The organism is Actinoplanes sp. NPDC051861, from assembly GCF_040681145.1.
Classification (GTDB): Bacteria; Actinomycetota; Actinomycetes; order Mycobacteriales; family Micromonosporaceae; genus Actinoplanes.
Window position 1 is genome coordinate 168045 of sequence record NZ_JBFAYE010000011.1, and the last position, 24358, is coordinate 192402.

A 24358-nucleotide genomic window follows, 5' to 3' on the forward strand; every position below is an offset into this window, starting at 1 on the left:
GAGTGCCGCATCCGGGTCCCGACGGGATCGGCCGATGTCGGTCAGCGGCAGTTGAGGACGTTCCGGGACTCGCCGCTAAGCGAGTTCGCTGGCCGCGGTCCCGACCCGCTCCAGCTCCGGGCGAAGAACTATCCAGCCGAGATCGTGGTCCACGAGAGCGGCCGCCAGTCGCTGGAGAACGATCTGAGACTCCTCGATCCCGGTCGACAGTTCGACGTCGAGATGCCAACGTCCAGACCCGCCGGAACCGGCACCGGTAACCTCGCCGTCTCCCCTCAGCGCTGCTACAAGGAGATCCTCGACGTCATCACGATCAACGTCGTCCGGTAATGGCTGGGGGCCGATGACCTCGATGAACACGAGCATGATCCTAGCGGCAACAGACGGCGTGACTAGGTCGGCAGCTTGACGCCGGTGAGGTCCGCGCACAATGCCAGTAGCTGCTCCTGCAGGGCCTCGTCGTACGCCTGCGGGTTGGCCGGCAGGGCAGAGCGGCGCTTGAAGTAGTGGCCGGTGACCGTGGCCGCCGGCTCGTTCGAGGTGGCGAGCCAGACCTGGGTGTCCGCGCCCTCCGGCAGGTCGTCGGTGGCGTCCGGGCCGCCCAGCCGGGTGCGGATCCAGCCCGGGTCGACCGCGTTGCTCAGGGTTGCAGGCTGGAGCCGGGCCACCGCGAAGGCGAGCATCACGTCGTACAGCTTGGAGTCGCTGTAGGCCTGCATACCGTCCCACTGCCGGGTCTGCCACTGCGGGTCGTCGAGGCGTGCCCGGCCGTCCGCCTCCAGTCCTGAGGTCAGATAGATCAGGCGTTCCGGTGCCGGCATCAGCGCAGTCAACAGGTACGGGGCCAGCGTGTTGACCTGGAAGATCCGCTCCAGTCCGTCCTCGGTGAGCTCCGGGGCGGGTTGTCCGCCACCGATGCCGGCGTTGTGGATCACCACGTCGAACGGGCCGGCCTTGATCGCCTGAGCGGCCAGCTCACGGGTCCGCGTCAGGGAGGCCAGGTCGCCGACGATCACACCGCGCGCCTGCGGTACAGCCTTCCGTGCCTGCTCGGCACGGCGCTCGCTGCGCGCGTGCAACGTCACCTGATGCCCGTCCGCCGCCAGGACCTCCGCCGTGTGCCGCCCGATGCCGTCGCTGGAGCCGGTAACCAGAATCGTCGCCATGCCGGCCATCCTGCCGGATGACCGAACGGCCAGATCAACCGGTTCAGTGATCGCCGCCATCGACGAGCGGCAGCGCTCAGTTCAGCAGCAGGCGGCGGACCGAGTCGGCGAGCCAGTCGGCGTACTGCGTGCTGGTCCAGCCGCGCTCGCGGCAGAGTGCCAGCATCATCGACGGGCTCACCAGGGCCCAGAACACGTCGGTCGCGTGTTCCAGGGTCAGGCCGGGGCGCAGGTGCGGGGCCAGGACGGCGACCAGGCGGGCCGCGTCCGCGTAGCGGCGGCCGGCGTAGATCTGCCACTGGGCCGCCAGCTTCGGGTCGACGGCCGCAGCGCCGCGGAAGGCCTCGAAGATCTCGGTGCTGCCCGGCGCCCGTGTCGCGGTGAGGTCGCGGATGACGCGCAGCCACTGCTCGGGGTCCGAGGTGGCGAGCAGTTCACGCAGCGGCTCGCGATCGAGCAGCGCCTCCCCGGAGTCGTCGCCGACGAGAGAGCGGTCCACGCAGGCCAGCAGCAGGGACGCCTTGCTGCCCTGGGCATAGACGCTCTCCACGGAGACCCCGGCCCCGGCGGCGATCTCCTTCATCGTGGTGGCGCCGTAGCCCTGCTCGACGAAGAGCCTGCCCGCGGCGTCGAGGACGGCCGAACGTGTACGCCTGGCCTGGTCCTGTCGCAATGCCGACCGGTACTGGCGGCCGCTATTCGCTACAGTCACACTGTCTCCAATACAGAGATGCTGTAGTCAAATCTAGCAGGGAGCACACGATGCCACTGATGGAGGCGCGCACCACCCACGAGGTGTCCCGGGTGATCGCGGCCGATCCCGCGACGCTGTATCGGATGGTCAGCGACGTCACCCGCCACGGCGAGTGGAGCCCGGAGTGCCGCGGGGCGCGCTGGACCGGCGGTGCGACCGGGCCGGTGCCGGGTGCCCGGTTCCGCGGGCGCAACAGGTGGAACCGGGTCGCCTGGTCCCGCACCTGCGTGGTCGAGGTGGCCGAGCCGGGCGAGCGGTTCGTGTTCAGCACCGTGCCGGAGCGCCTGACCAGGGACTCGACGCGGTGGGCGTACACCTTTGAAACCGTGCCCGGAGGCACCCGGGTGACCGAGTCCTACGAGATCCTGATCCCCGTCCCGGCCTGGGTCCAGACCGCGGTGATCAGCCGCGTCCTGCCGCACCACATGGACATGCGCCCGCACATGGAAGCCACCCTCGCCGCGATCGCCGCGGCGGTCTGAACTCAGATCCGGCCCGCAACCGCCGATCTGGCGGTCGCGATGAGTGGAGCCGACAAACCCCAGGCCCGCGACCGCGCCGCGCTCACCGCGGTGCTGGTCGCGCTCTTCTCCGTGGTCAGTACCGCGACCCTCTTCTTCGTAACCGAGCGCGGCGGGCACCTGTCCGGCTTCGGCACCGGGGCGCTGGCACTGATCGCCGGCGTCTTCCTGTGCCGGCGGGTCAGCCGGCGGGCCGGTTCCGACACACCGGTACGCGAGTTCTGGCGGCTGTGGTCGATCGCCGTGGGCTTCCTGCTCTGGAGCTCGGCCAGTTCGCTCGTCTGCGAGCTGCGCGGTGACCCCGGCATGCCGATCTACGAGGCCATCCCCACCGTGTGCTGCCTGGCCGCGGCGATGCTCACGTTCCGGCACGCCCCGCTGGGCCGGCGCACCGGCTCGGACTGGAGCCGGGTGCTGCTCGACGGCGCCGCGGTCGCCGTGGCCGGTGCCCTGTTCTTCGGGTACGTCGTGGTGGATCTGGCGCCGGCCGGCACTCCGCTCACCGACCGGTGGACCTCCGGCATCGTCGGCGTCGTCTGCCTGCTCGCCCTCGTCGTGTTCGGCAAGGCCGCGGTGAGCCCGGCCGGACGCGTGGACCCGTCCGCGCTCGCGCTGCTCGCCGGCGCCCCGCTGATCGGCCTGGGCGCGGTGGGCATCCTGCTCAGTGGGGACGAGACGGGCACCCGGCTGCTGGCGATCCTCGGCTATCCGCTCGGCGGGCTGTCGATCAGCTTGGCCGCGTACCGTCAAAGTCTTGTCCTCACCCGCAAGGGTGACGCACGCGCCGGAGCCCGGCCCCGCTGGTCCGTCGCCGACCCGGTCGTCTTCCTGGCCGTGGCCGGAACCGCGGCCCTGGTGATCACCGTCTCCGCCCGCGACCTGGACGTGCGCGGCCGCGCGGTGATCGTCGGCGCCGTGCTGATCGCCGCGATCGTGGTGACCCGGCAGCTGGTCGGCCTGCGCGAGAACCGCGAGGCGCTGCGCACCGTGCGCCGTCAGCAGGCCGAGCTGGAGCACCTCGCGCTCAGCGACTCACTGACCGGCCTGCGCAACCGCACCGGCTTCAGCGTCGCCCTCGCCGCCCGCCTCGACGAGGGACTGCCCGCCGGCGCCCTGCTGATCGACATCGACGACTTCAAGATGGTCAACGACACGATCGGCCCCTCCGCCGCCGACCAACTGCTCCGCCAGATCGCCCAGCGCCTGCTGGAGACGTGCGCGGACGGCGAGATCGCGGCCCGGCTCGGCGGCGACGAGTTCGCCGTGCTGCTCCCCACCGGCGACCCGGCCTCGGCCGAGGCGGCCGCCACCCGCTTCCAGCGCGCCGTCGGCAGCCCGGTCACCTCGGCCGGCCAGCAGCTGCTGCTGCACGCCAGCGTCGGCATCGCGGTCGCCGACGACGACGAGACCGCCGACGAGGTGCTGCGCAACGCGGACATCGCGATGTACGCGGCGAAGGAGGCCGGCAAGGCGTCCTGGGTCCGGTTCGAGCCGCAGATGCGCCAGGACATGACCACCCACGCGCGGCTGGCCGGCGAACTGCACGACGGCATCGCCGCCGGACAGCTGCGCCTGCTCTACCAGCCGGTATTCGACCTGGTCACCGGCACGATGAGTGGCGCCGAGGCTCTGGTGCGCTGGCAGCACCCGGAACGCGGCTTCGTCTCGCCGGGCGACTTCATCCCGGTCGCCGAGCGCTCCGGCCTGATCGTGCCGCTCGGCGCGTGGGTGCTGCGGGAGGCGTGCTCCCAGCTCGCCCGGTGGCGCGCCGCGCACGGCGACGACGCGATCGAGGCGATCAACGTCAACGTCGCCGTCCGCCAGCTGCGCGAGGCCGATTTCGTTGACTTCGTCGCGGCCACCCTCAGCGAGCACGGGCTGACGCCGGCCGATGTGATCCTCGAGGTCACCGAGTCGTCGGTGGTCGACGGCTGGCAGGTCCGCGACACGCTGCAGGCCCTGCACGACATGGGCATCCGGCTCGCGCTCGACGACTTCGGCACCGGGCAGTCGTCACTGAGCCTGCTGCGCGCGTTCCCGGTCGACGTCCTCAAGCTGGACAAGTCGTTCGTCGACGGCATCGCCGACGGCGCCGACCGGGGCCGGCTCGCCGTCGCCGCGGCGGTCGCCCAGCTCACCGAGCACCTGCAGCTCAAGGCGGTCGCCGAAGGCATCGAGAGCCAGGAGCAGATGGACCGGCTGCGGCAGATGGGCTACCGGTACGGTCAGGGCTTCTTCATGGCCCGGCCGCTGCCCGCCGACGAGTGCGCGGCGATGTTCGTCAGGCCCTTCGCCGGCGCTTCACCAGGTAGGGCAGGGTGAACAGGTACGCCCCGGTGAGGAAGAGCAGGGCCAGCGGCAGCAGCGGGACGTAGGACACCCACACGACCGGGTCCTCCTGCGCCAGCGCGACGATCGTGGCCAGCACGGTGATCGTGAAGAAGACGGCGGTCCAGCGGTGGAACTTGCGGATCATCGGATTCCTCCTGGAGAAGTTCGGGCTGCCCGGCACGTTATGCGCGGCCGGGCAGCCCGTGCTTCTCGATTACTGACCGATCGCGGCCAGCAGATCCTCGTAGGTCCGCCGTGACGGCAGATGGGTCAGCAGGTGCCGAATGCTCCGGTCGTCGCCGGTCTCGATCTGGCCGGCCACGTAGTTCTGGAGCGCGGTCGCCGTACCCCGGAAACTCTCGATGCTCAGCGGCGGCAGCGGACCGTAACCCTCAGCCAGCGCGCGCGGATTCCCCCCGGCCCAGCTGACCAGCGCGGCGCACAACTCCCACGCGGGCGGCAGGCCGGCGGCGTGCTCCCAGCCGCTCACCACGAGGCGGCCGCCGGCGACGCGTACGTTGCCCGGGTTGAAGTTGTTGTGGCACATCACCGGCTCGGCCGCCGGTGCCTCCGCGACCTCCCGCAACTCCAGCAGCGTGGGCACCGCAGCGGCCAGCTCCGGCGCCCACGGCGCGCCCTTCTCGGCGGCGAGCTCGGCGGCCTCCGGCCAGGTGCGACCGGAGAGCACCGTCGAGCTCCACGGGCACAGTCTCTCGCTCGGGTAGCTCAGGCTGTGCAGGACGGCCAGGATCCGGCCGGCCTCCCGGGTGACGGCCGCGTCGACCGGTGCGACCAGCGGCGGTCCGCTGCGCACCCACTCGTACACCCGCCAGCTGCTCCCCTCGATCAGCTCGGTCACCCGGCCGGCCCGGCTGCGCACCGGCGCGGGCAGCGTCACCCCGGCGCGGGCGGCGGCCTCCTGGAAACGGGCGTTCTCCTCACCGTCGGTGACCGGGTACACGTCGTCGACGGTCCGGGCCGTCCATCGCCCACGGTCGGTGATCAGCAGCCAGCGGCGTCCCATCTCGTCCGGGCGCGCCATCGAGCGCATCTCACCGTCGACCCGGCCGAGGCCGAAGCGGTCGGCGATCTGCCGGGCGAGCGCGGGCGCGGCGACGGCGGCATTCCCCTGCTGGCGGTCGACCTCGGCCTTCAGATCGGCCCAGCCGCCAAAGCCGTACTGCTCGGCCAGGCACGTCTGCGCCTCGGCGAGCGTGGCGTCCGGGTGCGTCTCGCGCAGGCCGGCGAGCAGATCTTTCGCCTGGCGGCGAAGGTGATTGATGTCGGGATTGTCGGGCAACGTCTTCACGCGGAACCACCTCACGGTCAGTGACGGGGTGGCTTCGAGCCTTCCGGCGGATCGCGACGCGTACCCAACGCGCTTCCCTCACCCTATCAATCAAATTCCATGGGTACGCGCTACGTGCTCTGCCGCTTCTAGACTCGCGACGGGACTGCGGCGCCAGGCCGCCCGGCGGGCGCCGGGACACGGAGACGGGTCACTCGGTTCGGAGGATCTCCCAGTCGAGGCGGCCCTCGTCGTCCACGGTCGGCCGGTAGCGCCCCTCGTAGGGCCGGCCCGACTCCAGTGACGCGGCGGTCTTCTCCAGCAACTCCGCCACCGACCGCGGCCACCGCTCGAAGCTCGTCCCGTCCTCCGGGTAGAACTCGCCGACCCGCCCGTGCCCGCCCGGCCGCTGATCGGTGAAGATGCTGCCGCCACCACCGTCGACGGCGAACGGGACGAACGACCGGTGCCACCAGGGGCTGTCCCTGCCCCAGTCCCCCGCGTTCGCCTGGACCCCGCAGGTGACCCGCCACTCGGCGAGGATGTCGTCGACGGAGAGCGGCGTGAAGAACGGCGGCAGGTCGAACGCGCCGTTCGACCTCGCTCCGTCGTGCCGGCGCAACGAGGCGACCAGGTCCGGCGGGAAAGAGATCGACATCTGCCTCTGCAGGTTGTCGATCCGGGGCTGCGAGGCCGGTCCCACGAGCGCGCGGGAACTCGTCGGCGCGCGTTCGGCCAGCCACTTCTCGATACGCTTCCAGGCGGCGTTCACCCTGGTCGTGGTCGCCCTGTCGGGCCGGGTGATCGTGGTGCCACGCTGGTTCTCCGGGCATTCGTCCGTGCTCGCTCGCCGCCGCACTGACACGGTTGGGGCCGGCCCGGTCGGCATCCGAGCGACATATCCGGATTTATGCGTTGTGGGGGCTGTAATGCGCTGTTGCGTGATTTCGGGGCCGCCCAGCATCGCCAGCCCGCACACCACCACGACCATCACGGCGAACACGGCCAGCAGTGCGAGCACGACCTTCCTGCCGTTGACCGTCCCGCGCGAGCCGTCGGCGGGCGGTGGCGGCTCGGCACCTGCGCGGAGCCACGGGTGCAGCCACTCCGCCGCCTCCGCCAGATCCTCGTGGTCGGCCGGGATACGCCCGGCGGGCGTCACCGGCAGTGCCGTCTCGTCCACCTCGCCGATCGTCACCACGGACGCGGAGATCCCCTGCCCGGCCAGCGCACCCAGGGCGAGGGTCGTGTGGTTCACCGCGTCCGGGCCCGGCCCGGTCACGACCACCGCCGGCGCCCTCACGGCAGCACCGAGATCAGCCAGGTTCCACCCGTCACGCCCGACCGGCATCAGCAGCCCCGCCGAACCGCCGACCAGCACCACGGGATAGACGCGCACCATCGCGACCACGAGCTGCCGAGCCTGCTCCAGGCTCAGCTCACCGATCTCGAGCAGCGCCGCGAAGTGCTCCCGCTCTGGCCCGTCACCACCCACCACGACCACAGCAACCGGCACCTCAGCCGCCGCCGCGATCACGTCGGCCGCAACCCGCCAGTCGACGTCGCCCGACGTGGCCGTGATCAACCACGGCCCACGACCAGCCCACCCCCGCTCCACAGCGGGACACTCTAGGCTTCTCCCTCCCCCACCGCTTCCCCACTCGTCGCCCCACCCCACTCGTCGCCCCACCCCACTCGTCAAGATCTTGGAGAGTTGTGCCCGTATTCGAGCCGCAACTCTCCAAGATCTCGCCGAACTCCGGGGGGCGGCAACCGCCGGAGATGTGTTGCTGCAGGTCAGCGGCATCTGCAACGTCGAGGCGGAGGCATGTTCTCACCTATGGTGACGGCATGCACAGCCACGGGCACCACCATCACCACGCAGCCCTGGAGAACGACGGCCTGCGCGCACTGTGGATCTCCCTGGTGGGACTGGGCGCGACGGCCGCGGTGCAGGCGCTGATCGTGGCGTACTCAGGTTCGGTCGCGCTGCTCGGCGACACGGTTCACAACGTGACGGACGCGCTCACCGCCGTACCCCTGGGCATCGCCTTTCTCCTGGGCCGCCGGGCCGCGACCCGCGCCTACACCTATGGGTACGGCCGTGCCGAGGACCTGGCCGGCGTCGTCGTAGTGGCGGTGATCGCCGGCTCGGCCGTGACCACCGCGTGGCTGGCCGTCGACCGTCTCCTCGACCCGCGCCCCATGACGCACCTGCCATGGGTGTTCGCCGCCGGACTGGTCGGCTTCGCGGGCAACGAGCTCGTGGCTCGATACCGGATCCACGTGGGCCGGCGGATCGGCTCTGCCGCACTGGTCGCCGACGGTCTGCACGCTCGCACCGACGGGTTCACCTCCCTGGCCGTCGTCCTCGCCGCCGGCGGCGCCCTGGCCGGCTGGACCTGGGCCGACCCGGTTGTCGGCCTGGCCATCACCGTGGCGATCCTGTTCGTGCTCAAGGACGCCGCACGCGAGGTCTACCACCGCCTGATGGACCGGGTCGACCCCGAACTCGTCGACCAGGCCGAACGCGAGCTGCTCGCCGTCGCCGGCGTCCACGACATCTCCGGCCTGCGTCTCCGCTGGATCGGCCACCGCCTGCACGCCGAGGCCGGCATCGTCGTCGACGCCACCCTCTCCCTGGTAGCCGCCCACGAGATCGCCGCCGACGCCGAACACCGCCTGACCCACGTGCCCCGCCTGACCCGCGCCACCATCCACGTGGACCCCGACACCCACCCCCACCCCGCGTGTTGAGTACGGCCCACCCACACACCCAAACTCCACACACAACCGCGCACCCCCCGCGTGTGGAGTTCGGCCCACCCACGCACCCGAACTCCACACGCAACCGTGCACCGCCATCCCGCGTGTCGAGTTCGGCCCACCTACGCACCCGAACTCCACACGCAACCGGTGCACCGCCCGGCTGGCGATCAGCGCCCCGTGGGAGGCGCCGCCGGGGGCTGTCAGAACGGGACGCAGACGAGTTCGCTGTACAGGTAGTCGATCTGGTGGGGCTGCAGGGTGTCGCTGCGGAACATTCGGCGGCGGGCGGTGTGCACGGGGAGGGCGGCTCGGGGGTGGAAGCCGGCTACGCGTGGTTCGACCAGGGTGGCGGGTATGCCGTGCCGGGTCAGCAGGTGGCTGGTGAACGGCCGGAACCGGCGGCGGAACACCTCGGGGTTGCTGACGTGCACGAGTGAGGCGAACAGTGGCAGGTTCTTCGGCCGGTCGCGGCGGAAGATCACGTAGCAGGACTCGCCGCGGGACTCGATCAGCACGTGGTGGGCGGCGAGGGTCTGGCGGTGGTCGCGGTAGATGTCGTGATCGGATCCGGTCAGCAGGCGGTCGAGGCGGCGCGGGTCGGACGTGATCCGGCCGCGTGGTGACGGCCAGGGGAGGTTGGGTACGGCCACCAGGTCGGAGTCGAGGAACTGGAAATCGAACCGTCTATTGATCGGTATGACGTTTCCGCTGGGCGACAGATCGGTGAAGTGATAACCGTCTTGGGCGAGTAGCGCTTTCAGGAGCCGTACACTTTGCAGCCGATATTCAGGAAGCACACACCAACCTCCCAGATTGCAGAATTGCTCGGTTTTTCCGGCGATCACCCGGTCGCAGTAGAACGCCAGGTAGACGCCGACGATCAGAGCGTCCACGACCAGCATGAAACCGTGATTCGGTGCTCGCACCGGCCACGGGACGGCCAGCGAATCCGCCCAGACCTGCGCCGGGAGCCGGGAGTTGAGATGCTGATGCAGGAAACGCGCCACGCCGGGAATGTTCTCGGCGAGAATCGGCAGCACGCGGATGGTCAAGAATCCTCCGTTCCAGCGGTTCCCAAAATGATGCCAGAGAATGCGCGCCACCGATGTCACGGAAAACATGACACGAATTCACGCCCGCAGTAGCATGCGGGAGTGACGATCCAGGTCAAACGGGTACACGAGGGTGCCGAACCGGCCGACGGCTTCCGGGTGCTCGTCGACCGGCTCTGGCCGCGCGGCGTCTCCAAGGGCCGCGCCGCCCTCGACCTGTGGGCCAAGGACGCCGCGCCGAGCACCGAGCTGCGCACCTGGTACCACGCCCACCCGGACAGGTTCGCCGAGTTCACCCGCCGCTACCGCGCCGAGCTGGACGCCAACCCGGACACGGTGAGCCGCCTGCGCCACCTGGCCGACGACCACCACACGGTCACCCTGCTCTTCAGCGTCCGCGACACGACGAACAACCACGCCCGGGTCCTGGCCGAGTATCTGACCGTGTAGGCAGATCCGCTCAGCCCAACCGGCGGCCTGGCCGCCGAGCGGCCCAGGCGGCGGCCGGGCCGGCGAGAGGCTCAGGCGGCACCGGTGGGGGCGTCGGAGGCGAGCCGGTGAACGTGCTGGGCGCGCCGGGACTGCCGGTGCACAGCGGCCAGGAGTGCTGCGGCGGCGGTGCACAGCGGCCAGGAGTGCTGCGGCGGCGGTGCACAGCGGCCAGGAGTGCTGCGGCGGCGGTGAGCAGTGTCAGGACGGTCCAGGCCAGGACGACCTTGCGGCTCTCGAACGAGTAGCGCGGGGTGAAGCGCAGGCCCATGGAGAGCAGCAGCACCGGCCAGACGAACAGGACCGCGGGCCACCAGCCGCGCCGGTCGTCGCGCGTGGTGAAGAAGATGCCCAGGATGGTCAGGATCAGGGCCGCGATGGTGAGGGCCTCGCGGCCGATGTGGCGCTCGGCCGCTACGAGTGATGCCAGCGCGGCTGCCGCGGCGGCGGGAGCGACGACGACGGCCGTGTCCCGCGCGACGGCGAGTGCCAGGACGCCGAGCCCGATCTGGGGCACGAGCAGGAACAGCTGTGGGTGGCGGGAGGCCGGCAAACAAGCGACCGCCTCGATCGCGCAACCCCGCGCCGTGTGCGTCAGGCGCGCTGCGGCCCCGCGCCGCAGTAGCGCCGCGAGTCTAGGAGCGGCAGAGCGCGGGTTACGCGTACCTTTGTCGCATTAAGGGTGGTTGAAGTTGCATAGCCGGACCGCGGCGGAAGAGTTGGGCCGGGCGGCCGCGGTCGCGGATGGTGGTGTGGCCGGTGGGTTCGACGAAGCCTTCGGCTGAGGTGACCTTGCGGTGGAAATTGCGGGGGTCCAGGCGGGTCTGCCAGACCGTTTCGTAGACGGCGCGCAGGTCGGCGACGGTGAACTCGGGTGGGCAGAAGGCCGTGGCCAGCGGGGTGTACTCCAACTTCGCCCGCGCCCGCTCCAACCCGTCGGCGAGGATGCGGTCGTGGTCGAAGGCCAACCCCGACTGGTCGCAGGGACGCCATTCGGCCCCGGCGGCGTCGCTTCCGGCGGTGGGCGCGGGGAGATCGGGCAGGAGAGCGAGGTAGGCGACGGTGACCACGCGATCGCGCGGATCGCGGCCCGGAGCGCCGTAGGTGGCCAGCTGCTCGAGATGGCCGGCCTGCGGATCGAGACCGGTCTCCTCGCGGAGCTCACGTCGCGCGGCGTCGCCGAGGTCCTCGTCGGGCAGCACGAAGCCGCCCGGAAGTGCCCACTGTCCCTCGTGGGGCGGGATGCCGCGACGGATCAGCAGGACCTTGAGCGCGCCCTCCCGGATGGTCAGCAACACAAGATCCACGGTGATTGCCGTCATGTTGACGATAATAGCTTCCCGGCTTTATCGTCGATCTGACGAAAAGGGGAGGGATCATCATGGCTGACGTGACACGGCGGCTGCACCTTCGCCACCTTCGGGCGGCGCCGACCAGCTGGGTCAGTCACACCGTTCGCGGGCGGGAGAAGCGGGCCGGCACCGGGCTCTCGTTCTGGTATCGGCCGCTCACCGCGGCACTGTCCGAGGTGCCGGTCGACGACCGCGAGCTGCCGCTGCTGTTCCACGCCCGCACCGAGGACTTCGCGGACGTGACCGTGCAGGCGACCGTGACCTACCGGGTGAGCGACCCGGCGGCGGCATCGGCTCGGCTCGACTTCTCGATCGACCCGTTCACGGGCGCGTGGCGCGGTCAGCCGCTCGACCAGGTGGCGGGACTGCTGGCCGAGTTGGCCCAGCAGCCGGCGCTCGACCTGTTGGCCCGCCTCCCCCTCGCCGAGGCCTTGACCACGGGCATCGCACCGATCCGGCAATCGGTGGCGGACGCCCTGGCCGCCGACCCGCGCCTGACCGAGACCGGCGTGGCCGTGGTCAGTGCGCGGGTCGTGGCGATCCGCCCGGAACCGGATCTGGAGCGGGCGCTGCAGACGCCGACCCGCGAGCAGGTGCAGCAGGACGCGGATCGGGCGACCTACGCGCGGAGGGCGAACGCGGTCGAGCAGGAGCGCGCGATCGCCGAGAACGAGCTCCAGAGCAAGATCGAGCTGGCCCGGCGCGAGCAGGAGCTGGTCGAGCAGCACGGTGCCAACGCGCGGCGCGAGGCGCAACTCGCGGCGGAGCGGGAGGAGATCGCGGGCATCGCGGCGGCCGAGCAACTGCGGCGGCATGCGGCTGCGGAGGCAGAAGCAGCGAGGGTACGCGACGACGCCCGCGCAACCGGCACCCGCGTCGTCGGTCTCGCCGAGGCGGAGGCGGAGAGCGCGCGGCTCGCGGCGTACCGTGACCTGCCGCCCGCCGTCCTGCAAGCGCTCGCGCTGAAGGAGCTCGCCGCGCACGTCCCGGCGATCGGCGAGCTGACCGTGACGCCGGACCTGCTCAGCAAGCTGGTCGGGCGGCTGGGATGAGCGGCCTCGCCCCACGGGCCGTCGTGGTGTCGCGGCCCAGTGAGCTGTCCTCGCTGCTCGCCCGCCACGGCACCCGCGGGGCGGCGGCGTTCTTCCTGAAGTCACGCGGACGGGACCTCGACGAGGTGACCGCCCGGGACGCGGCGCTGACATCGGCCCTGACCGCGGTCGGTGCGGCGATCCCGGCGGACTGGCGGCGGGGTCATGTGTCGCGCGAGGATCTGCCGCGGTTCCTGTTCGGACCGGAGGACGTGGTCGTGGTGGTCGGCCAGGACGGCCTCGTCGCCAATGTCGCGAAATATCTGGACGGTCAGCGGGTGATCGGCGTCGACCCGGAACCGGGCCGGAACGCCGGTGTCCTGGTCCGCCACCAGCCCGCGGCCGTCGCTGGGCTGCTGCGGGGAGACCTGAGCGGCGAGGCTCGGACCATGGTGGTGGCCAGGCTCGACGACGGCCAGCAACTGTACGGGCTGAACGAGATCTTCATCGGCGACGCCGGCCACCAGTCGGCACGCTACGTCCTGTCCGTGTCGTCGTCCGTGGAGCGGCAGTCGTCGTCCGGCCTGATCGTCGGTACCGGAACGGGCGCCACCGGCTGGTGCGCGTCGATCGCCCGCGACCGCGCCACCCCGCCCCCGATGCCGGCCCCGGCCGACCCCGCGGTGTGCTGGTTCGTCCGCGAGGCCTGGCCCTCCCCCGCTACCGGAGCATCCCTGGTCGGCGGGGTCCTGTCCGGCGCACAGTCGCTGGAGCTGACCAGCGAGTCGGAACGCCTCGTCGCCTTCGCCGACGGTGTCGAGGCCGACGCCCTCCAGATGACGTGGGGCCAGCGCATCACCGTGACCGTCGCCGACCGCCGGCTCCAGTTGATCTGACCGTCCTTCTCCCGCGCCACGCCGGCCCCGCACCACGCGGGCACCGCACCACGCCGGCCTCGCGTCGCGCCGGCCTCGCGTCGCGCTGGCCCCGCACCACGGCGGCCCCGCGTCGCGCTGGCCCCGCGTCGCGCTGGCGCGGGCGCCTGGTGCCGGATTTTTCGGGATATAGCGTGGCAGTGCCCGCCCCGGCGACTGGGGCGGGCACTGCCTTTATCGGGGGGCGCTAGATCTTGCCGGTTCCGGCGCCGGCCACGACCGTGGCCTTCACCGTGTTGTTGGCCTGCGGGGTGTAGGAGTAGGGGATCGCCGCGACGCTTGCGCCGTTGCGGACCTGTTCCGTGCCCGAGTTGACCTTGTAGTTGTTCAGGACCTTGATGTTGCCCGCCGCCGAGTCGCCGGTCTGGGTGACCGTCGGGTTGGCGACGTTCTCGAAGTAGTTGCGCTCGACGTAGACGCCCGCGTTCATGGTCGAGGCCACGCCGTAGGAGCCGATGTTGCTGTAGTAGTTGTTCAGCACGTGGACCGGGTTGGCGAACCGGACGCGCGGGTGCCGCTGGTTGGTGCCGTCGAACCAGTTGTGCTTGTACGTGACCCGCAGCTTCCCGTTGTCCTGGGAGGCGTTCCCGTCGTCGTGTCCGAGCAGCATCGACTTGTCGTGGTCGTGCAGCTTGTTCCACGAGACGGTGATGTAGTCCGAGCCGCGCTTGATGTCGATCAGACCGTCGTACCCGTTGGCCAGGTCGTTGTGGTCGATCCAGACGTTGGTCGTGCCCTCCTGGACGTTGATCGAGTCGTCGCTCGCGTTGCGGAACACCAGGTTGCGGAGGATGACGTTCCGGACGCCGGAGAGGTTGAGCCCACCGCCGGTGATGCCGGAGCCCGAGCCGACGCCGATGACCGTCTTGTTCGACGCGACGCTGTACATGCCGGAGATCGAGATCAGCCCGGACACGCGGACGGTCTGCGAGGTGCCGGAGCTGAGCGCGGACTTCAGGGCGGATGCGGAGGTGACGGTGACCACCGTGCTCGACGAGCCACCGGGCGTGCCGCCGTTCATGCTGGCGAAGCCGACGGGGCTCGACTCCGCGGCGAATGCCGGCGCCGGGTTGAGCGCGACGGCGCCACCTAATGCCAGGACGCTGATGGACAGCGCGGAGACAACCTTCGTACGCATAGGGTGATTCCTCCGTAACGGAGTGGGGGACGGCGCACTCTCGGGCGTGGGGATCGCCCGAGGGTCTCTTGCTGCAGGTAAGCGCTTTCCTGAACCTGAAGCTAGGCCTCCCATCGACGCCTGTCAATCACTTTGATGAACCGGTTCATCGCGCGCGTCAACTATGTTGGTCGCGTGCCAGAGCTCACGGCGGTACGGCGGGATCGGTTCCTGCGCGCCGCGATCAGCTGTTTCAGCCGGTACGGGTACCGCCGCACCTCGATGGAGGCGATCGCCGAGTCGGCGGAGGTTTCGCGGCCAGCGCTGTACCAGTACTACCGGAACAAAGAGGAAATTTTTCGAGATGCTGTGAAATGGGGCCTCGAGGATCTGGCCGCCCGCGCGTCCCGTGAGGCATCCAAGCCGGGCGAGGTCGCACCGCGGCTCTCGGCCGTGCTGTCGGTCGTGCTGATGATGCACTTCCCCCGCGACGGCGCCCGCTTCCCCGCCGAACTCGTCGACGAGACCCGCGCCCGCGCCGGCGACCACTGGCGCGCCTTCGAACACAGCATGATCGACACCCTGGTGACCGTCCTGCACGCCGCCGGCGCCGCCGCCACGTCGCTCGACGATGCCGCACACGTGCTCTTCTACGGCGCCAAGGGCATCGCGATGCAACTGGACGACCGGCGCGAGGCGGCGCGCCGACTGGAGCACCTGACACATGCCGTGACGTACGGGACCCCTGGCCTCCGCTGACACTTTTTGCCATTCTTGTCAGGTGGACATCGATGAGGCTCGTGTGCGCATCGCTGAGATCCGGCGGTCGGGAGGCAAGGTCTCCCCTGATGAGCTCGACGAACTCTGGGCAGCGCTGCCGGTGGTCCGGCCCGAGGAGATCCTCGGTTCCTGGCGGGGCGGCGAGTTCGACAGCGGCCACCGCTTCGAGGGGACGCTGGAGAAGATCGGCTGGCACGGGAAACGGTTCGACTCGCTGACCTCGGTGGCGCCCCTGGTGTGCCGGGCCGGGGACGGCTCGCTCTATGTGAACAGCGAGATGGCCGGCGGCGGCGCGAGCCTGTGGATGGTGGAGTTCCGCGGCGAGGTCACGGCGACGATGGTCTACGACGGCAAACCGGTCCTCGACCACTTCAAACGGGTGGACGAGGAGACTCTGCTCGGCGTGATGAACGGCAAGGGCGTCCGAGACTCGGGCCGCTTCTACTACTTCATCCTGAACCGCGAGCTGTCAACACACGAGGTGTTGACACAGGTTGACTTGACACGACTTGAGTCAACGCAAGACAAGTCAACGCAAGACAAGTCGACTCAGCACCAGTCGACGCCACACCAGTCAACGCAACACCAGTCAACTCAACACCAGCCGACGCCACACCAGTCGACTCGCCGGGACGGCGCCGTCTGATGCGTATTCGAGCGGCAATCGTCGAGGAAACCGGTGGGCCGTTCGTGATCCGCCATATCGACCTCGCGGAACCCCGGGAGGACGAGATCCTGGTGCGCCTCACCGCGGCCGGGATCTGCCACACCGACCTGATCATGCGTAAGCGGTGGCGCGATCCGCTGCTGCCGATGGTCTTCGGACACGAGGGCGCCGGCGTTGTTGAGGCGACCGGGCCGTCTGTCCGTACCCTTGCCGCAGGCGATTCTGTCTGTTTGAGCTACTGGTCGTGCGGCACGTGTGGAGCGTGCCTGGCCGGGCGCTCGGCCTACTGCGCACTCAGCGCGCTCAACATGAGTGGAACCCGCGCCGACGGAAGCAGCCCGCTCTCCTCAAACGGCAAGCCGGTGTTCGGCAACTTCTTCGGTCAGTCGAGCTTCGCCACCCACGTGATCGCCACCGAGCGCAACGCGGTGAAGGTTCCCGCGTCGCTGCCACCGGTCATCGCCGCACCGCTGGGATGCAGTGTCCAGACCGGAGCCGGAACCGTCCTCAACGTGCTCGATCCCGAGCCCGGCCAGTCGCTGATCGTTTTCGGTGCCGGCAGCGTGGGCCTGAGCGCCGTGATGGCCGCCGTCGCCCGCCAGTGCGTGGTCACCGCCGTAGACCCGAACACCGCACGCCTGGCGCTGGCCGACGAACTGGGCGCCTTTCCCGACATTTCGGAAAAATACGATTATGCGATCGACACGACCGGCCGCCCGGACGTCATCTCCCGGGCTCTGCACCGCCTGCACCGGCAAGGCACCCTGGCCCTGGTCGGCATCGGCGGCACGGCCGAACTCGACATCATGACCGTGATGGCCGGCGGCCTGACCGTCCGCGGCGTCATCGAGGGCGACGCCGTACCCGCCGCCTTCATCCCCCACCTGATCGACCTCGGTCTGCCCGTCGACAAGCTGATCACCGAGTATCCCTTCGACGCCATCGAGGACGCCGCCCACGACGCCGCCGCCGGCAGGGTGGTGAAGGCGGTGCTCACTTTCCCGAGTTGACCGCTCCGAGCGACGCCACCTCGTAACCCGCCGGATATCCCGGATATGTCCGGTTACGCTTCGACACCCCTAGGACCGACGTCCGGCGCGGCGGCAGCAACCGCACAACGAACGACCGGACCCTCAGCCCGGCCGAGGACACCCCGCTGACCCATCGCGGAGCGGGCGAGAACCCGAACGCCGTCAGCATCCGCGCGTCGAGCATGGACCGCACCCCGAGGCGGGCCACCGGCCGCAGGAACCCCGGGAACCACCCCGCGAACAGCTCGACCGTGTACCGCCCGATCTCCCGGTTGGTGTCGGAGTAGACGAACTCGCGCTCCTCGTACGCTTCCTTGAACTGCCGGAAGGCCTCGTAGTCCGCGGGGATCTCGCGGATCCCCATCCGCTTGCCCACCTCGCTGTAGTAATGGAACGCGCCGAGCCGCTCATGAGCGTGCAGGCGGCGCCACCCGTACCGGTCGATCCACTCGATCGGGTCGTAGATGAACGTCGACAGCACGTAGAGCATGTCCTCATTGGTGATCGGATAGCGGCCGTGCGCCCGGTTGATCACCCGCAGGGCCTCCTTGCCGCGCGGCGAGTCGTAGCCGTGCGCGGCCACCTCGGCCATCAGCAGCGCGGTGTCGTCGTAGCGCTTCTGGGGACGGTCCCGGAACTCGCCGGTGGCCGCGAGCAGCTTCGAGATGCTGGGCACGCAGTACGTCCGGAAGAGCGCGAACTCCAGCGCCCGCGTGTAGTCCCACGGGAACTCCAGCCCGGCCGAGATCTGGTAGATCTCCAGGTGGTCGCGAACCGGGTCGAGCGCGGCGACGCGGTCGAGGTGTCGGGTCATAACAGCTCCTTGACCTGGGCGAGCAGCCGGCCGGGGTCGTCGCCGATGGGTGTCACGTTGAGCACCGTGACACCGGCCTCCGCGTACGCCGCGATCCGCTCCCGCACATAGGACTCCGGTCCGATGAGGCTGGTGCGCTCGAGCAGTTCGGCGGGGACCGTGGCGGCCGCCTCCGCCTTGCGCCCGGACAGGTACAACTCCTGGATCTTGTCAGCCTCGGCGGCGTAGCCATAGCGGCAGACCAGATCGTGGTAGAAGTTGCGTCCCCGCGCGCCCATCCCGCCGACGTAGAGGGCGATCAGCGGCCGGGCCAGGTCACGCAGCCCGGTCACGTCCTCGCCGATCGCCAGCGCGCCACCGGCCACGATGTCGAGTGGCGCCATCCCCGCGGGCCGGGCGGCCAGCGCCGCGCCCCACACGTCGGCGGCCTTCTCCGGCACGAACAGGAACGGGTGCCAGCCGTCGGCCACCTCCGCGGTCATCCGCACGTTGCGCTCGCCGAGTGCGGCCACGTGGATCGGGATGCGGTCGCGGACCGGGTGGGTCAGCATCTTCAGCGGTTTGCCGAGGCCGGTGCCCTGATCGGCCGGCAGCGGCAGGGTGTGGATCCCCTCGTGGGTGACCACCTCACGCCGCCACACCGCGCGGCAGATCTCGATCGTCTCGCGGGTGCGGGCGAGCGGCCGGTCGTAGGGCACCCCGTGCCACCCCTCGATCACCTGTGGACCGGAGGCGCCGAGGCCGAGGATGGCCCGGCCGCCGGAGACCGCGTCGAGGCCCGCAGCGGTCTGTGCCAGCAGGGTGGGTGTCCGCGAGTACAGCGGGAGGATCGAGGAGCCGATCTCCACCCGCTCGGTGCGCGCGGCCAGGTAGCCCATCACGGTCGGGGCGTCGAACCCGTACGCCTCGGCGACCCAGACGACGTCCAGCCCGTACCGCTCCCATCCGGCCACCTGATCCGCCGCCGCCCGCGGATCGCCGGAGTACGTCAGACTGGTTCCGAGCCGCATCCCACTCGCCCCCTATTTGATATTTGATACCGTAAGTCGTGCCTGGAGATCGTCCGCAACTGTCCGAGGAGGTCGCCGGAGAGCTGCGCGGCCGGATCATGTCCGGCGAGCTGCGCCCCGGCACCCGGGTCCGCCTCGAAGAGGTCGCCGCCCAGCTCGGGGTCAGTATCACCCCGGTGCGGGAAGCGCTGCTCACCCTGCGCGGTGAGGACATGGTCGAGTTGGAGCCGCGCAAGGGGTACGTGGTCGCGCCGCTGTCCAAGCAGGACGTCCTCGATCTCTTCCAGCTGCAGGGCAACATCGCCGGCGAGCTGGCCGCCCGGGTCGCCGAGCGGATCACCGGAGCGCAGCTCGACGAGCTGACGATGAACAACCTTCTGCTGATGAAGGCCGTCCGGGCACGCCGGATGGCCGACATCGAGCATCTGGAGTACCTCTTCCACCGCAAGATCAATCTGGTGGCGAGCGCCCGCAAGCTGAGCTGGTTCCTGCACACGGCCACCCGGTACACCCCGGCTCGTTTCTACGCCGCGGACCCGGGCTGGCGCGAGGACGTCCGCGTCGACCACGAGAAGCTCCTCGATGCCTTCGGCACGCACGACCCCACCGCCGCCCGGGACGTGATGACCCGGCATTTCACCGACGGCGCTCAGCTGCTGGTGAAGCATCTCGACGACCTGGGAATCTGGGACTGACGGATCTAGCGGGCATGCCGCAGGCGGAACAGCTTGCGGGCCCGCTCCAGCGCCGACGGGTTCCGGTCGAGCCGCATCAGATCGATCGGCGCGGCGAACCGGCGCCACGTGACCGACTGGGCACGGCTGAACTCGCGCAGCCCGTCGGCGCCGTGGATCCGGCCGAACCCGGAGTCGCCCACCCCGCCGAACGGCAGCGCCGGGATGCCCGCGAAGCCGAGCACCCCGTTGATCGAGACGGCACCGGTGCGCAGCCTCCGGGCCACCGCGCGCGCCGCAGCCTGATCGGCCGAGAAGATCGAGGCGGCGAGGCCGTAGCTGGTCGCGTTCGCCAGCCGCACCGCCTCGTCCAGGTCGCCGACCGGGTTCACCACCAGGACCGGCCCGAACGTCTCCTCGGTGACGGCACGGCTGTCCGCGGGGACCTCGGCGAGCACGACCGGCGAGACGAACGGCTCCTGGATCGACTCGGCGCCGCCGACCACCGCCCGGCCGCCGGCGGAGAGCGCGTCCTTGATGTGTGAGCGGACCACCTCGGCCTGCGTCGGAATGGTCATCGGCCCGTAGGCGTCGCGGGTCACCTCCTTGGTCAGGGCGGTCACCCTGGCCAGGAAGTCGTCGTAGACCCCCCGTACGCAATAAACGCGCTCGACCCCCGCGCAGGTCTGGCCGGCGTTGCCGAAGCCGCCGAAGACCGCCGCGCGAGCGGCGGCGTCCAGATCAGCGTCCGCCGCGACTATCATCGCGTCCTTGCCACCGCCCTCGACCACGATCGGGGTGAGCGTCCGCGCGCAGGCGGCCATGACCTTGCGCGCGGTGGCGGCCGACCCGGTGAAGGCGACCTTGTCCACGCCGGAGGTGGCGAGCGCCGCGCCGGTCTCCCCCGCACCGAGCACGACCTGGAGCACCGGCTGCGAGGGAACCGCCGCCGACCAGGCGTCCGCGAGCCACTGACCGACGCCCGGCGTGAACTCGCTCGGCTTGAAGACGACCGCGTTGCCGGCGGCGAGCGCGTAGGAGACGGAGCCGAGCGGCGTGTAGACCGGATAGTTCCACGGCCCGATCACACCGACCACGCCCAGCGGCCGGTATTCCAGAGCGGCGCCCTGGTCGGCGGCGAGCATGCCGCTGCCCACCCGCCGTCGGCCCAGGATCTTGGCAGCGTGACGCGCCGCCCAGTCCAGGTGCTCGACAGCGAGCATGATCTCCAGCAGCGCGTCGCCCCGCGGTTTCCCGGTCTCCGCCGCGATCAGCTCGGCCAGCTCGTCCGAGCGCCCGGCGATCTCTCGCTTCCAGCGCAGCAGATGACCCTTGCGCGGCTGGTCCGCCCACCACGACGCGGCCGCGCGCGCACGCGCGACGGCCGCCAGGACGGCCTCGGGACCCGCGATCTCATATTCCCCCAGCACCTCGTCGGTGGCCGGGGAGAGGGAACGAAGCCGGCTCATCACGCCTCCCAGATTTGATATTTGATATGCTACGGTCGCTGTCAATCCCCGCCATGACCTGCACTCTCATGCTGGAAGGGATCGACATGATCCTTGATTTGACCGACGAGCAGCGCGCTTTCGCCGAGGCCATCGACGACTTCTGCCGCCGCGAGGCCGGCACCCGGGAGCGGCGCGACGCGCTCACCGGCGCCGGGCGGCACGCGCACCATCAGGGCACCTATCAGAAGCTCGCCGACCTGGGCTGGCTCGGCGCCAGCGTGCCCGAGCAATACGGCGGAGCGGGCGGCGGCATGGTCGACATGTGCCTGTTCCTCGAGCGCATCGGTTACGGCATGCTCCCCGTCGGCGGTTACGCCACCTCCGCCATCGTCGCCGCCGCGGTGCAGCGCTCCGGCTCCGAGCAGCAGAAGAAGACGGTGCTCGGCGGCTTCACCGCGGGCCGCACCTACTCCATCGCGATGTCCGAGCCCGAGGCCGGCTCCGACGTCGCCGCGCTCAACTGCCGCGCCGAGCCCGGCCCCGACGGCGGCTATGTCATCAACGGGCAGAAGACCTGGTGCTCCAACGCCCATTTCGCCGACGCGATCCTGCTGGTCGCCCGCACCGCCGGCAGTCCCGGCGAGCACGAGGGCCTGACCATGTTCCTCGTCCCCACCGGCACGCCCGGCCTGCGCATCTCCGGCATCGAGACGATGGGCGGCCGCGAGGTCAACGACCTCTACTTCACCGACTGCACACTCCCGGCCGACGCCGTGGTGGGCGCGGTCGGCGGCGGCTGGTGGCAACTCATGGCCGGCCTCAACGTCGAACGGCTGATCCTGGCCGGCCTCATGCTCGGCACCGCGCGACGCGCTTTCGACGACACCCTCGGCTACGTCCGCGACCGCCGCCAGTTCGGCCGCCCGATCGGCAGCTTCCAGGTGCTGCGCCACCGCATCGCCGACCTGGCCACCGAGATCGAGTGCAGCGCCCTGCTCGTCCACCGCACCGCACAACTCGTCGACCGCGAGCCCGGCAAGGTCCTCCCCCGCGAGAGCTCCATGGTCAAACTCAAGGTCACCGAGGTCGCGCGCGAGACCGCCCTGGCCGGCATGCAGATGATGGGCGGCTACGGCTACGCCACCGAATACGACATGGAACGCCACGTCCGCGCCACGCTCGTCTCCACCATCTACGGCGGCACCAGCGAGATCCAGCGGGACATCATCGGCAAGACCTACGGACTTTAAAAGAAAAAGAAGGGGTACGCGACTCGCGCTCTGCCCAGCCCAGACCCGCGACGGGGCGGCCGCGCCAGGCCGCAGCGCGCCTTTCGCGCCCAGTCGGTGGTCCCGGGCCCGAAGTTCTCTGGAAAAGTTCTCCGCGGGCATGTCAAGACGGCGCCGGCGGCTCCGACCACTGGGCGAAAGGGCCCGATCGGGGCCGCGCGAGTCTGCGGAGGACCAGAGATGAAGTTCATCATCAACTTGCACATCAACCCGGCCGTGCTGGAGTCGCTGACCGACGAGGAGAAGGAGGCGATCGGCGACGGTCACGGGAAGTTCATGGAGGCGCTGAAGGAGTCCGGTGAGCTGATCACCACTCTCGCGCTGGTGGACCCGTCCCAGGCCGCCGTCGTGACCGTGCGCAACGGGCAGACAGTCGCGACCGACGGGCCGTTCGTCGAGGCCAAGGAGCATCTGGGCGGCTTCTACCTGGTCGACGTGGAGAGCCGGGAACGCGCCGTCGAGCTGGCCGCACAGATCCCGGACGCCGCGATCGACGGCCTCGGGGTCGAGGTGCGCCAGGTGATGTTCTTCGCCGGCGACCTGGACTGACCGGTGCCCACATCCGCCGTCGAGGATCTGCTGCGTGAGCTCACTCCGCAGGTCCTCGGCGCGCTGGTGCGCCGGTACGGCCAGTTCGACGGCTGCGAGGACGCTGTCCAGGAGGCGGTCCTCGCCGCCGCCCTGCAGTGGCCGTCCGAGGGCGTGCCCGGCAACCCACGCGGCTGGCTGATCACGGTCGCCTCGCGCCGGATTATCGACCAGATGCGCAGCGACCACGCACGCCGTCAGCGCGAGTCAGCACTGATCGACACCACCGAGCCGCCCGAGGTGCCGGACACCGACGACACACTCGACCTGCTCTTCCTGTGCTGCCACCCCACGCTCACCCCCGCCTCCCAGATCGCACTGACCCTGCGCGCCGTCGGCGGCCTCACCACCACCGAGATCGCCCGCGCGTTCCTGGTACCCGAGGCCACGATGGCCGCCCGCATCAGCCGCGCCAAGCAGCGCATCAATGCGGTAGGGAGAACGTTCGTTCTCCCTAGAGGAACCGAACGTCTCGAGGCCGTCCTGCACGTCCTCTACCTGATCTTCAACGAGGGCTACACCGCCTCCTCCGGCGCCGAGGTGCACCGCACCGACCTCGCCCGCGAGGCGATCCGGCTGACCCGCATGGTCCACGCCCGGCTGCCCGACGACAGCGAGGTCACCGGCCTGCTCGCGCTGATGCTGCTCACCGACGCCCGCCGCCCCGCCCGGACGACACCCACCGGCGACCTGATCCCCCTGGCTGATCAGGACCGGACCCGATGGGACCGCCGTCTGATCGGCGAGGGCACCGAACTGGCCAAGACCTCCCTGGGCGGCCCCGCGCTCGGCCCCTACCAACTCCAGGCCGCCATAGCCGCCACCCACGCCGACGCCGCTGAGGCCACCGACACCGACTGGCGCCAGGTACACGCCCTCTACCTGATCCTGGAACGCATCGCCCCGAACCCCATGGTCACCCTGAACCGCGCGATCGCCCTCGCCGAACTCGACGGACCCGCCGCCGGCCTGTCCCTGCTCGCCACCCTGGATGCCGACGAACGGATGGCCGGCCACTACCGCCTGCTATCGGTCCGAGCCCACCTCCTGGAGAAGTCCGGCGATCCGGCCGCCGCCCACGGCCTCTACCTGCGGGCCGCCCGAGGCACCGCCAGCCTCGCCGAACAGCGCTACCTCCAGGCCCGAGCCTCCCGCCTCCCCCACTGACGCGCCCATGACGCCGCGCGCTGGGCGAACCCGCACGGTCGCGCGAACCCACACGGGCGCTGGGGCCGCACGGCCGCACGAA

The 24358-nt window shown here is 70.4% G+C and carries 26 protein-coding genes; 13 read left to right on the forward strand and 13 right to left on the reverse strand.

Going from position 1 to position 24358, the window contains the following annotated elements; translation table 11 throughout:
- Positions 1-75: 75 nt before the first annotated feature.
- The 3 genes from AB0M02_RS27015 to AB0M02_RS27025 all read right to left on the reverse strand — a co-directional run bounded on the left by AB0M02_RS27015 (position 76) and on the right by AB0M02_RS27025 (position 1878).
- The gene (locus tag AB0M02_RS27015; protein ID WP_364231396.1) at positions 76-360 is read right to left on the reverse strand and encodes a hypothetical protein; all 285 of its coding nucleotides are present in this window, start codon (positions 358-360) and stop codon (positions 76-78) included.
- Between the two features lie 32 nt (positions 361-392).
- The gene (locus AB0M02_RS27020) at positions 393-1166 is read right to left on the reverse strand and encodes an SDR family NAD(P)-dependent oxidoreductase (RefSeq protein ID WP_364231399.1); all 774 of its coding nucleotides are present in this window, start codon (positions 1164-1166) and stop codon (positions 393-395) included.
- A 76-nt stretch (positions 1167-1242) separates the two neighbouring features.
- Positions 1243-1878, reverse strand: a complete 636-nt coding sequence (locus tag AB0M02_RS27025; protein ID WP_364231401.1) for a helix-turn-helix domain-containing protein — start codon at positions 1876-1878, stop codon at positions 1243-1245.
- Positions 1879-1928: 50 nt separating this feature from the next.
- Here AB0M02_RS27025 and AB0M02_RS27030 point away from each other — a divergent pair, with 50 nt between their 5' ends.
- Together AB0M02_RS27030 and AB0M02_RS27035 are read left to right on the forward strand one after the other, a co-directional pair.
- Positions 1929-2402 (forward strand): SRPBCC family protein, encoded by a 474-nt coding sequence (locus AB0M02_RS27030; RefSeq protein WP_364231404.1) that lies wholly within the window; start codon positions 1929-1931, stop codon positions 2400-2402.
- A gap of 39 nt (positions 2403-2441) precedes the next feature.
- Complete coding sequence (locus AB0M02_RS27035) at positions 2442-4763, forward strand: bifunctional diguanylate cyclase/phosphodiesterase (protein ID WP_364231407.1); 2322 nt, start codon at positions 2442-2444, stop codon at positions 4761-4763.
- Here AB0M02_RS27035 and AB0M02_RS27040 read toward each other — a convergent pair.
- The 3 genes from AB0M02_RS27040 to AB0M02_RS27050 form a co-directional block, all read right to left on the reverse strand.
- On the reverse strand, positions 4723-4917 hold the full coding sequence (locus AB0M02_RS27040) for a hypothetical protein (protein WP_364231409.1): 195 nt from the start codon (positions 4915-4917) through the stop codon (positions 4723-4725). The two genes, AB0M02_RS27035 and AB0M02_RS27040, sit on opposite strands and share 41 nt — an antisense overlap.
- Before the next feature lie 69 nt (positions 4918-4986).
- Positions 4987-6081 carry a phosphotransferase gene (locus AB0M02_RS27045; RefSeq protein WP_364231412.1) on the reverse strand — a complete coding sequence of 365 codons (1095 nt, stop codon included), beginning with the start codon at positions 6079-6081 and terminating at the stop codon, positions 4987-4989.
- Between the two features lie 190 nt (positions 6082-6271).
- Positions 6272-7678: an SMI1/KNR4 family protein gene (locus tag AB0M02_RS27050; protein ID WP_364231415.1), complete on the reverse strand. Its 1407-nt coding sequence runs from the start codon at positions 7676-7678 to the stop codon at positions 6272-6274.
- 233 nt (positions 7679-7911) lie between these two features.
- Between AB0M02_RS27050 and AB0M02_RS27055 the strand changes: the two genes are divergently transcribed.
- Positions 7912-8817: a cation diffusion facilitator family transporter gene (locus AB0M02_RS27055; RefSeq protein WP_364231418.1), complete on the forward strand. Its 906-nt coding sequence runs from the start codon at positions 7912-7914 to the stop codon at positions 8815-8817.
- 212 nt (positions 8818-9029) lie between these two features.
- On the opposite strand, the gene AB0M02_RS27060 is transcribed toward AB0M02_RS27055, so the two are convergent.
- Positions 9030-9881: a hypothetical protein gene (locus tag AB0M02_RS27060; RefSeq protein ID WP_364231421.1), complete on the reverse strand. Its 852-nt coding sequence runs from the start codon at positions 9879-9881 to the stop codon at positions 9030-9032.
- Between the two features lie 102 nt (positions 9882-9983).
- Between AB0M02_RS27060 and AB0M02_RS27065 the strand changes: the two genes are divergently transcribed.
- Complete coding sequence (locus AB0M02_RS27065) at positions 9984-10331, forward strand: DUF488 family protein (RefSeq protein ID WP_364231424.1); 348 nt, start codon at positions 9984-9986, stop codon at positions 10329-10331.
- A 10-nt stretch (positions 10332-10341) separates the two neighbouring features.
- Here AB0M02_RS27065 and AB0M02_RS27070 read toward each other — a convergent pair whose 3' ends face one another.
- Both AB0M02_RS27070 and AB0M02_RS27075 read right to left on the reverse strand, forming a co-directional pair.
- The gene (locus tag AB0M02_RS27070; protein ID WP_364231427.1) at positions 10342-10923 is read right to left on the reverse strand and encodes a hypothetical protein; all 582 of its coding nucleotides are present in this window, start codon (positions 10921-10923) and stop codon (positions 10342-10344) included.
- A gap of 103 nt (positions 10924-11026) precedes the next feature.
- On the reverse strand, positions 11027-11692 hold the full coding sequence (locus tag AB0M02_RS27075; protein WP_364231429.1) for an NUDIX domain-containing protein: 666 nt from the start codon (positions 11690-11692) through the stop codon (positions 11027-11029).
- A gap of 59 nt (positions 11693-11751) precedes the next feature.
- On the opposite strand from AB0M02_RS27075, the gene AB0M02_RS27080 reads away from it, so the two are divergent.
- Positions 11752-12774, forward strand: coding sequence for an SPFH domain-containing protein (locus AB0M02_RS27080; protein ID WP_364231432.1), 1023 nt, complete (start codon positions 11752-11754; stop codon positions 12772-12774).
- Positions 12771-13649 carry a hypothetical protein gene (locus tag AB0M02_RS27085; protein WP_364231435.1) on the forward strand — a complete coding sequence of 293 codons (879 nt, stop codon included), beginning with the start codon at positions 12771-12773 and terminating at the stop codon, positions 13647-13649. Before AB0M02_RS27080 ends, AB0M02_RS27085 begins: the two co-directional genes overlap by 4 nt.
- Before the next feature lie 226 nt (positions 13650-13875).
- Here AB0M02_RS27085 and AB0M02_RS27090 read toward each other — a convergent pair whose 3' ends face one another.
- The gene (locus AB0M02_RS27090) at positions 13876-14826 is read right to left on the reverse strand and encodes a right-handed parallel beta-helix repeat-containing protein (RefSeq protein ID WP_364231437.1); all 951 of its coding nucleotides are present in this window, start codon (positions 14824-14826) and stop codon (positions 13876-13878) included.
- A gap of 135 nt (positions 14827-14961) precedes the next feature.
- On the opposite strand from AB0M02_RS27090, the gene AB0M02_RS27095 reads away from it, so the two are divergent.
- The 3 genes from AB0M02_RS27095 to AB0M02_RS27105 are packed head-to-tail and all read left to right on the forward strand — an operon-like array spanning position 14962 to position 17262.
- Entirely contained in the window at positions 14962-15564 is a 603-nt protein-coding gene (locus AB0M02_RS27095; protein WP_364231440.1) for a helix-turn-helix domain-containing protein, read from the forward strand.
- Positions 15565-15586: 22 nt separating this feature from the next.
- Positions 15587-16231, forward strand: coding sequence for a DUF4334 domain-containing protein (locus tag AB0M02_RS27100; RefSeq protein WP_364231443.1), 645 nt, complete (start codon positions 15587-15589; stop codon positions 16229-16231).
- Positions 16231-17262 carry an NAD(P)-dependent alcohol dehydrogenase gene (locus AB0M02_RS27105; protein ID WP_364231446.1) on the forward strand — a complete coding sequence of 344 codons (1032 nt, stop codon included), beginning with the start codon at positions 16231-16233 and terminating at the stop codon, positions 17260-17262. The genes AB0M02_RS27100 and AB0M02_RS27105 overlap by 1 nt, the downstream gene beginning before the upstream one ends.
- Here AB0M02_RS27105 and AB0M02_RS27110 read toward each other — a convergent pair.
- Both AB0M02_RS27110 and AB0M02_RS27115 read right to left on the reverse strand, forming a co-directional pair.
- The gene (locus AB0M02_RS27110) at positions 17246-18097 is read right to left on the reverse strand and encodes an oxygenase MpaB family protein (RefSeq protein ID WP_364231449.1); all 852 of its coding nucleotides are present in this window, start codon (positions 18095-18097) and stop codon (positions 17246-17248) included. The two genes, AB0M02_RS27105 and AB0M02_RS27110, sit on opposite strands and share 17 nt — an antisense overlap.
- Entirely contained in the window at positions 18094-19107 is a 1014-nt protein-coding gene (locus AB0M02_RS27115) for an LLM class F420-dependent oxidoreductase (RefSeq protein ID WP_364231451.1), read from the reverse strand. The genes AB0M02_RS27110 and AB0M02_RS27115 overlap by 4 nt, the downstream gene beginning before the upstream one ends.
- Positions 19108-19145: 38 nt before the next feature.
- On the opposite strand from AB0M02_RS27115, the gene AB0M02_RS27120 reads away from it, so the two are divergent.
- On the forward strand, positions 19146-19802 hold the full coding sequence (locus AB0M02_RS27120) for a GntR family transcriptional regulator (RefSeq protein ID WP_364231453.1): 657 nt from the start codon (positions 19146-19148) through the stop codon (positions 19800-19802).
- A gap of 5 nt (positions 19803-19807) precedes the next feature.
- Here AB0M02_RS27120 and AB0M02_RS27125 read toward each other — a convergent pair whose 3' ends face one another.
- Positions 19808-21250, reverse strand: coding sequence for an aldehyde dehydrogenase family protein (locus AB0M02_RS27125; RefSeq protein ID WP_364231456.1), 1443 nt, complete (start codon positions 21248-21250; stop codon positions 19808-19810).
- Positions 21251-21303: 53 nt separating this feature from the next.
- Between AB0M02_RS27125 and AB0M02_RS27130 the strand changes: the two genes are divergently transcribed.
- From AB0M02_RS27130 to AB0M02_RS27140, 3 genes are all read left to right on the forward strand, one after another.
- Positions 21304-22482, forward strand: coding sequence for an acyl-CoA dehydrogenase family protein (locus tag AB0M02_RS27130; RefSeq protein WP_364231458.1), 1179 nt, complete (start codon positions 21304-21306; stop codon positions 22480-22482).
- Between the two features lie 219 nt (positions 22483-22701).
- Positions 22702-23070 (forward strand): YciI family protein, encoded by a 369-nt coding sequence (locus AB0M02_RS27135; protein ID WP_364231460.1) that lies wholly within the window; start codon positions 22702-22704, stop codon positions 23068-23070.
- Positions 23071-23073: 3 nt separating this feature from the next.
- Positions 23074-24276: a DUF6596 domain-containing protein gene (locus AB0M02_RS27140; RefSeq protein ID WP_364231462.1), complete on the forward strand. Its 1203-nt coding sequence runs from the start codon at positions 23074-23076 to the stop codon at positions 24274-24276.
- Positions 24277-24358: the final 82 nt, after the last annotated feature.

Bases quoted from the DNA above. Each gene is read 5' to 3' on its own strand.
- AB0M02_RS27085 (WP_364231435.1), top strand. From the start codon at position 12,771: ATGAGCGGCCTCGCCCCACGGGCCGTCGTGGTGTCGCGGCCCAGTGAG.
- AB0M02_RS27095 (WP_364231440.1), top strand. From the start codon at position 14,962: ATGAACCGGTTCATCGCGCGCGTCAACTATGTTGGTCGCGTGCCAGAG.
- AB0M02_RS27020 (WP_364231399.1), bottom strand. From the start codon at position 1,166: ATGGCGACGATTCTGGTTACCGGCTCCAGCGACGGCATCGGGCGGCAC.
- AB0M02_RS27125 (WP_364231456.1), bottom strand. From the start codon at position 21,250: ATGAGCCGGCTTCGTTCCCTCTCCCCGGCCACCGACGAGGTGCTGGGG.
- AB0M02_RS27110 (WP_364231449.1), bottom strand. From the start codon at position 18,097: ATGACCCGACACCTCGACCGCGTCGCCGCGCTCGACCCGGTTCGCGAC.
- AB0M02_RS27035 (WP_364231407.1), top strand. From the start codon at position 2,442: ATGAGTGGAGCCGACAAACCCCAGGCCCGCGACCGCGCCGCGCTCACC.
- AB0M02_RS27075 (WP_364231429.1), bottom strand. From the start codon at position 11,692: ATGACGGCAATCACCGTGGATCTTGTGTTGCTGACCATCCGGGAGGGC.
- AB0M02_RS27080 (WP_364231432.1), top strand. From the start codon at position 11,752: ATGGCTGACGTGACACGGCGGCTGCACCTTCGCCACCTTCGGGCGGCG.
- AB0M02_RS27105 (WP_364231446.1), top strand. From the start codon at position 16,231: ATGCGTATTCGAGCGGCAATCGTCGAGGAAACCGGTGGGCCGTTCGTG.
- AB0M02_RS27135 (WP_364231460.1), top strand. From the start codon at position 22,702: ATGAAGTTCATCATCAACTTGCACATCAACCCGGCCGTGCTGGAGTCG.
- AB0M02_RS27130 (WP_364231458.1), top strand. From the start codon at position 21,304: ATGACCTGCACTCTCATGCTGGAAGGGATCGACATGATCCTTGATTTG.
- AB0M02_RS27030 (WP_364231404.1), top strand. From the start codon at position 1,929: ATGCCACTGATGGAGGCGCGCACCACCCACGAGGTGTCCCGGGTGATC.
- AB0M02_RS27055 (WP_364231418.1), top strand. From the start codon at position 7,912: ATGCACAGCCACGGGCACCACCATCACCACGCAGCCCTGGAGAACGAC.
- AB0M02_RS27115 (WP_364231451.1), bottom strand. From the start codon at position 19,107: ATGCGGCTCGGAACCAGTCTGACGTACTCCGGCGATCCGCGGGCGGCG.
- AB0M02_RS27040 (WP_364231409.1), bottom strand. From the start codon at position 4,917: ATGATCCGCAAGTTCCACCGCTGGACCGCCGTCTTCTTCACGATCACC.
- AB0M02_RS27090 (WP_364231437.1), bottom strand. From the start codon at position 14,826: ATGCGTACGAAGGTTGTCTCCGCGCTGTCCATCAGCGTCCTGGCATTA.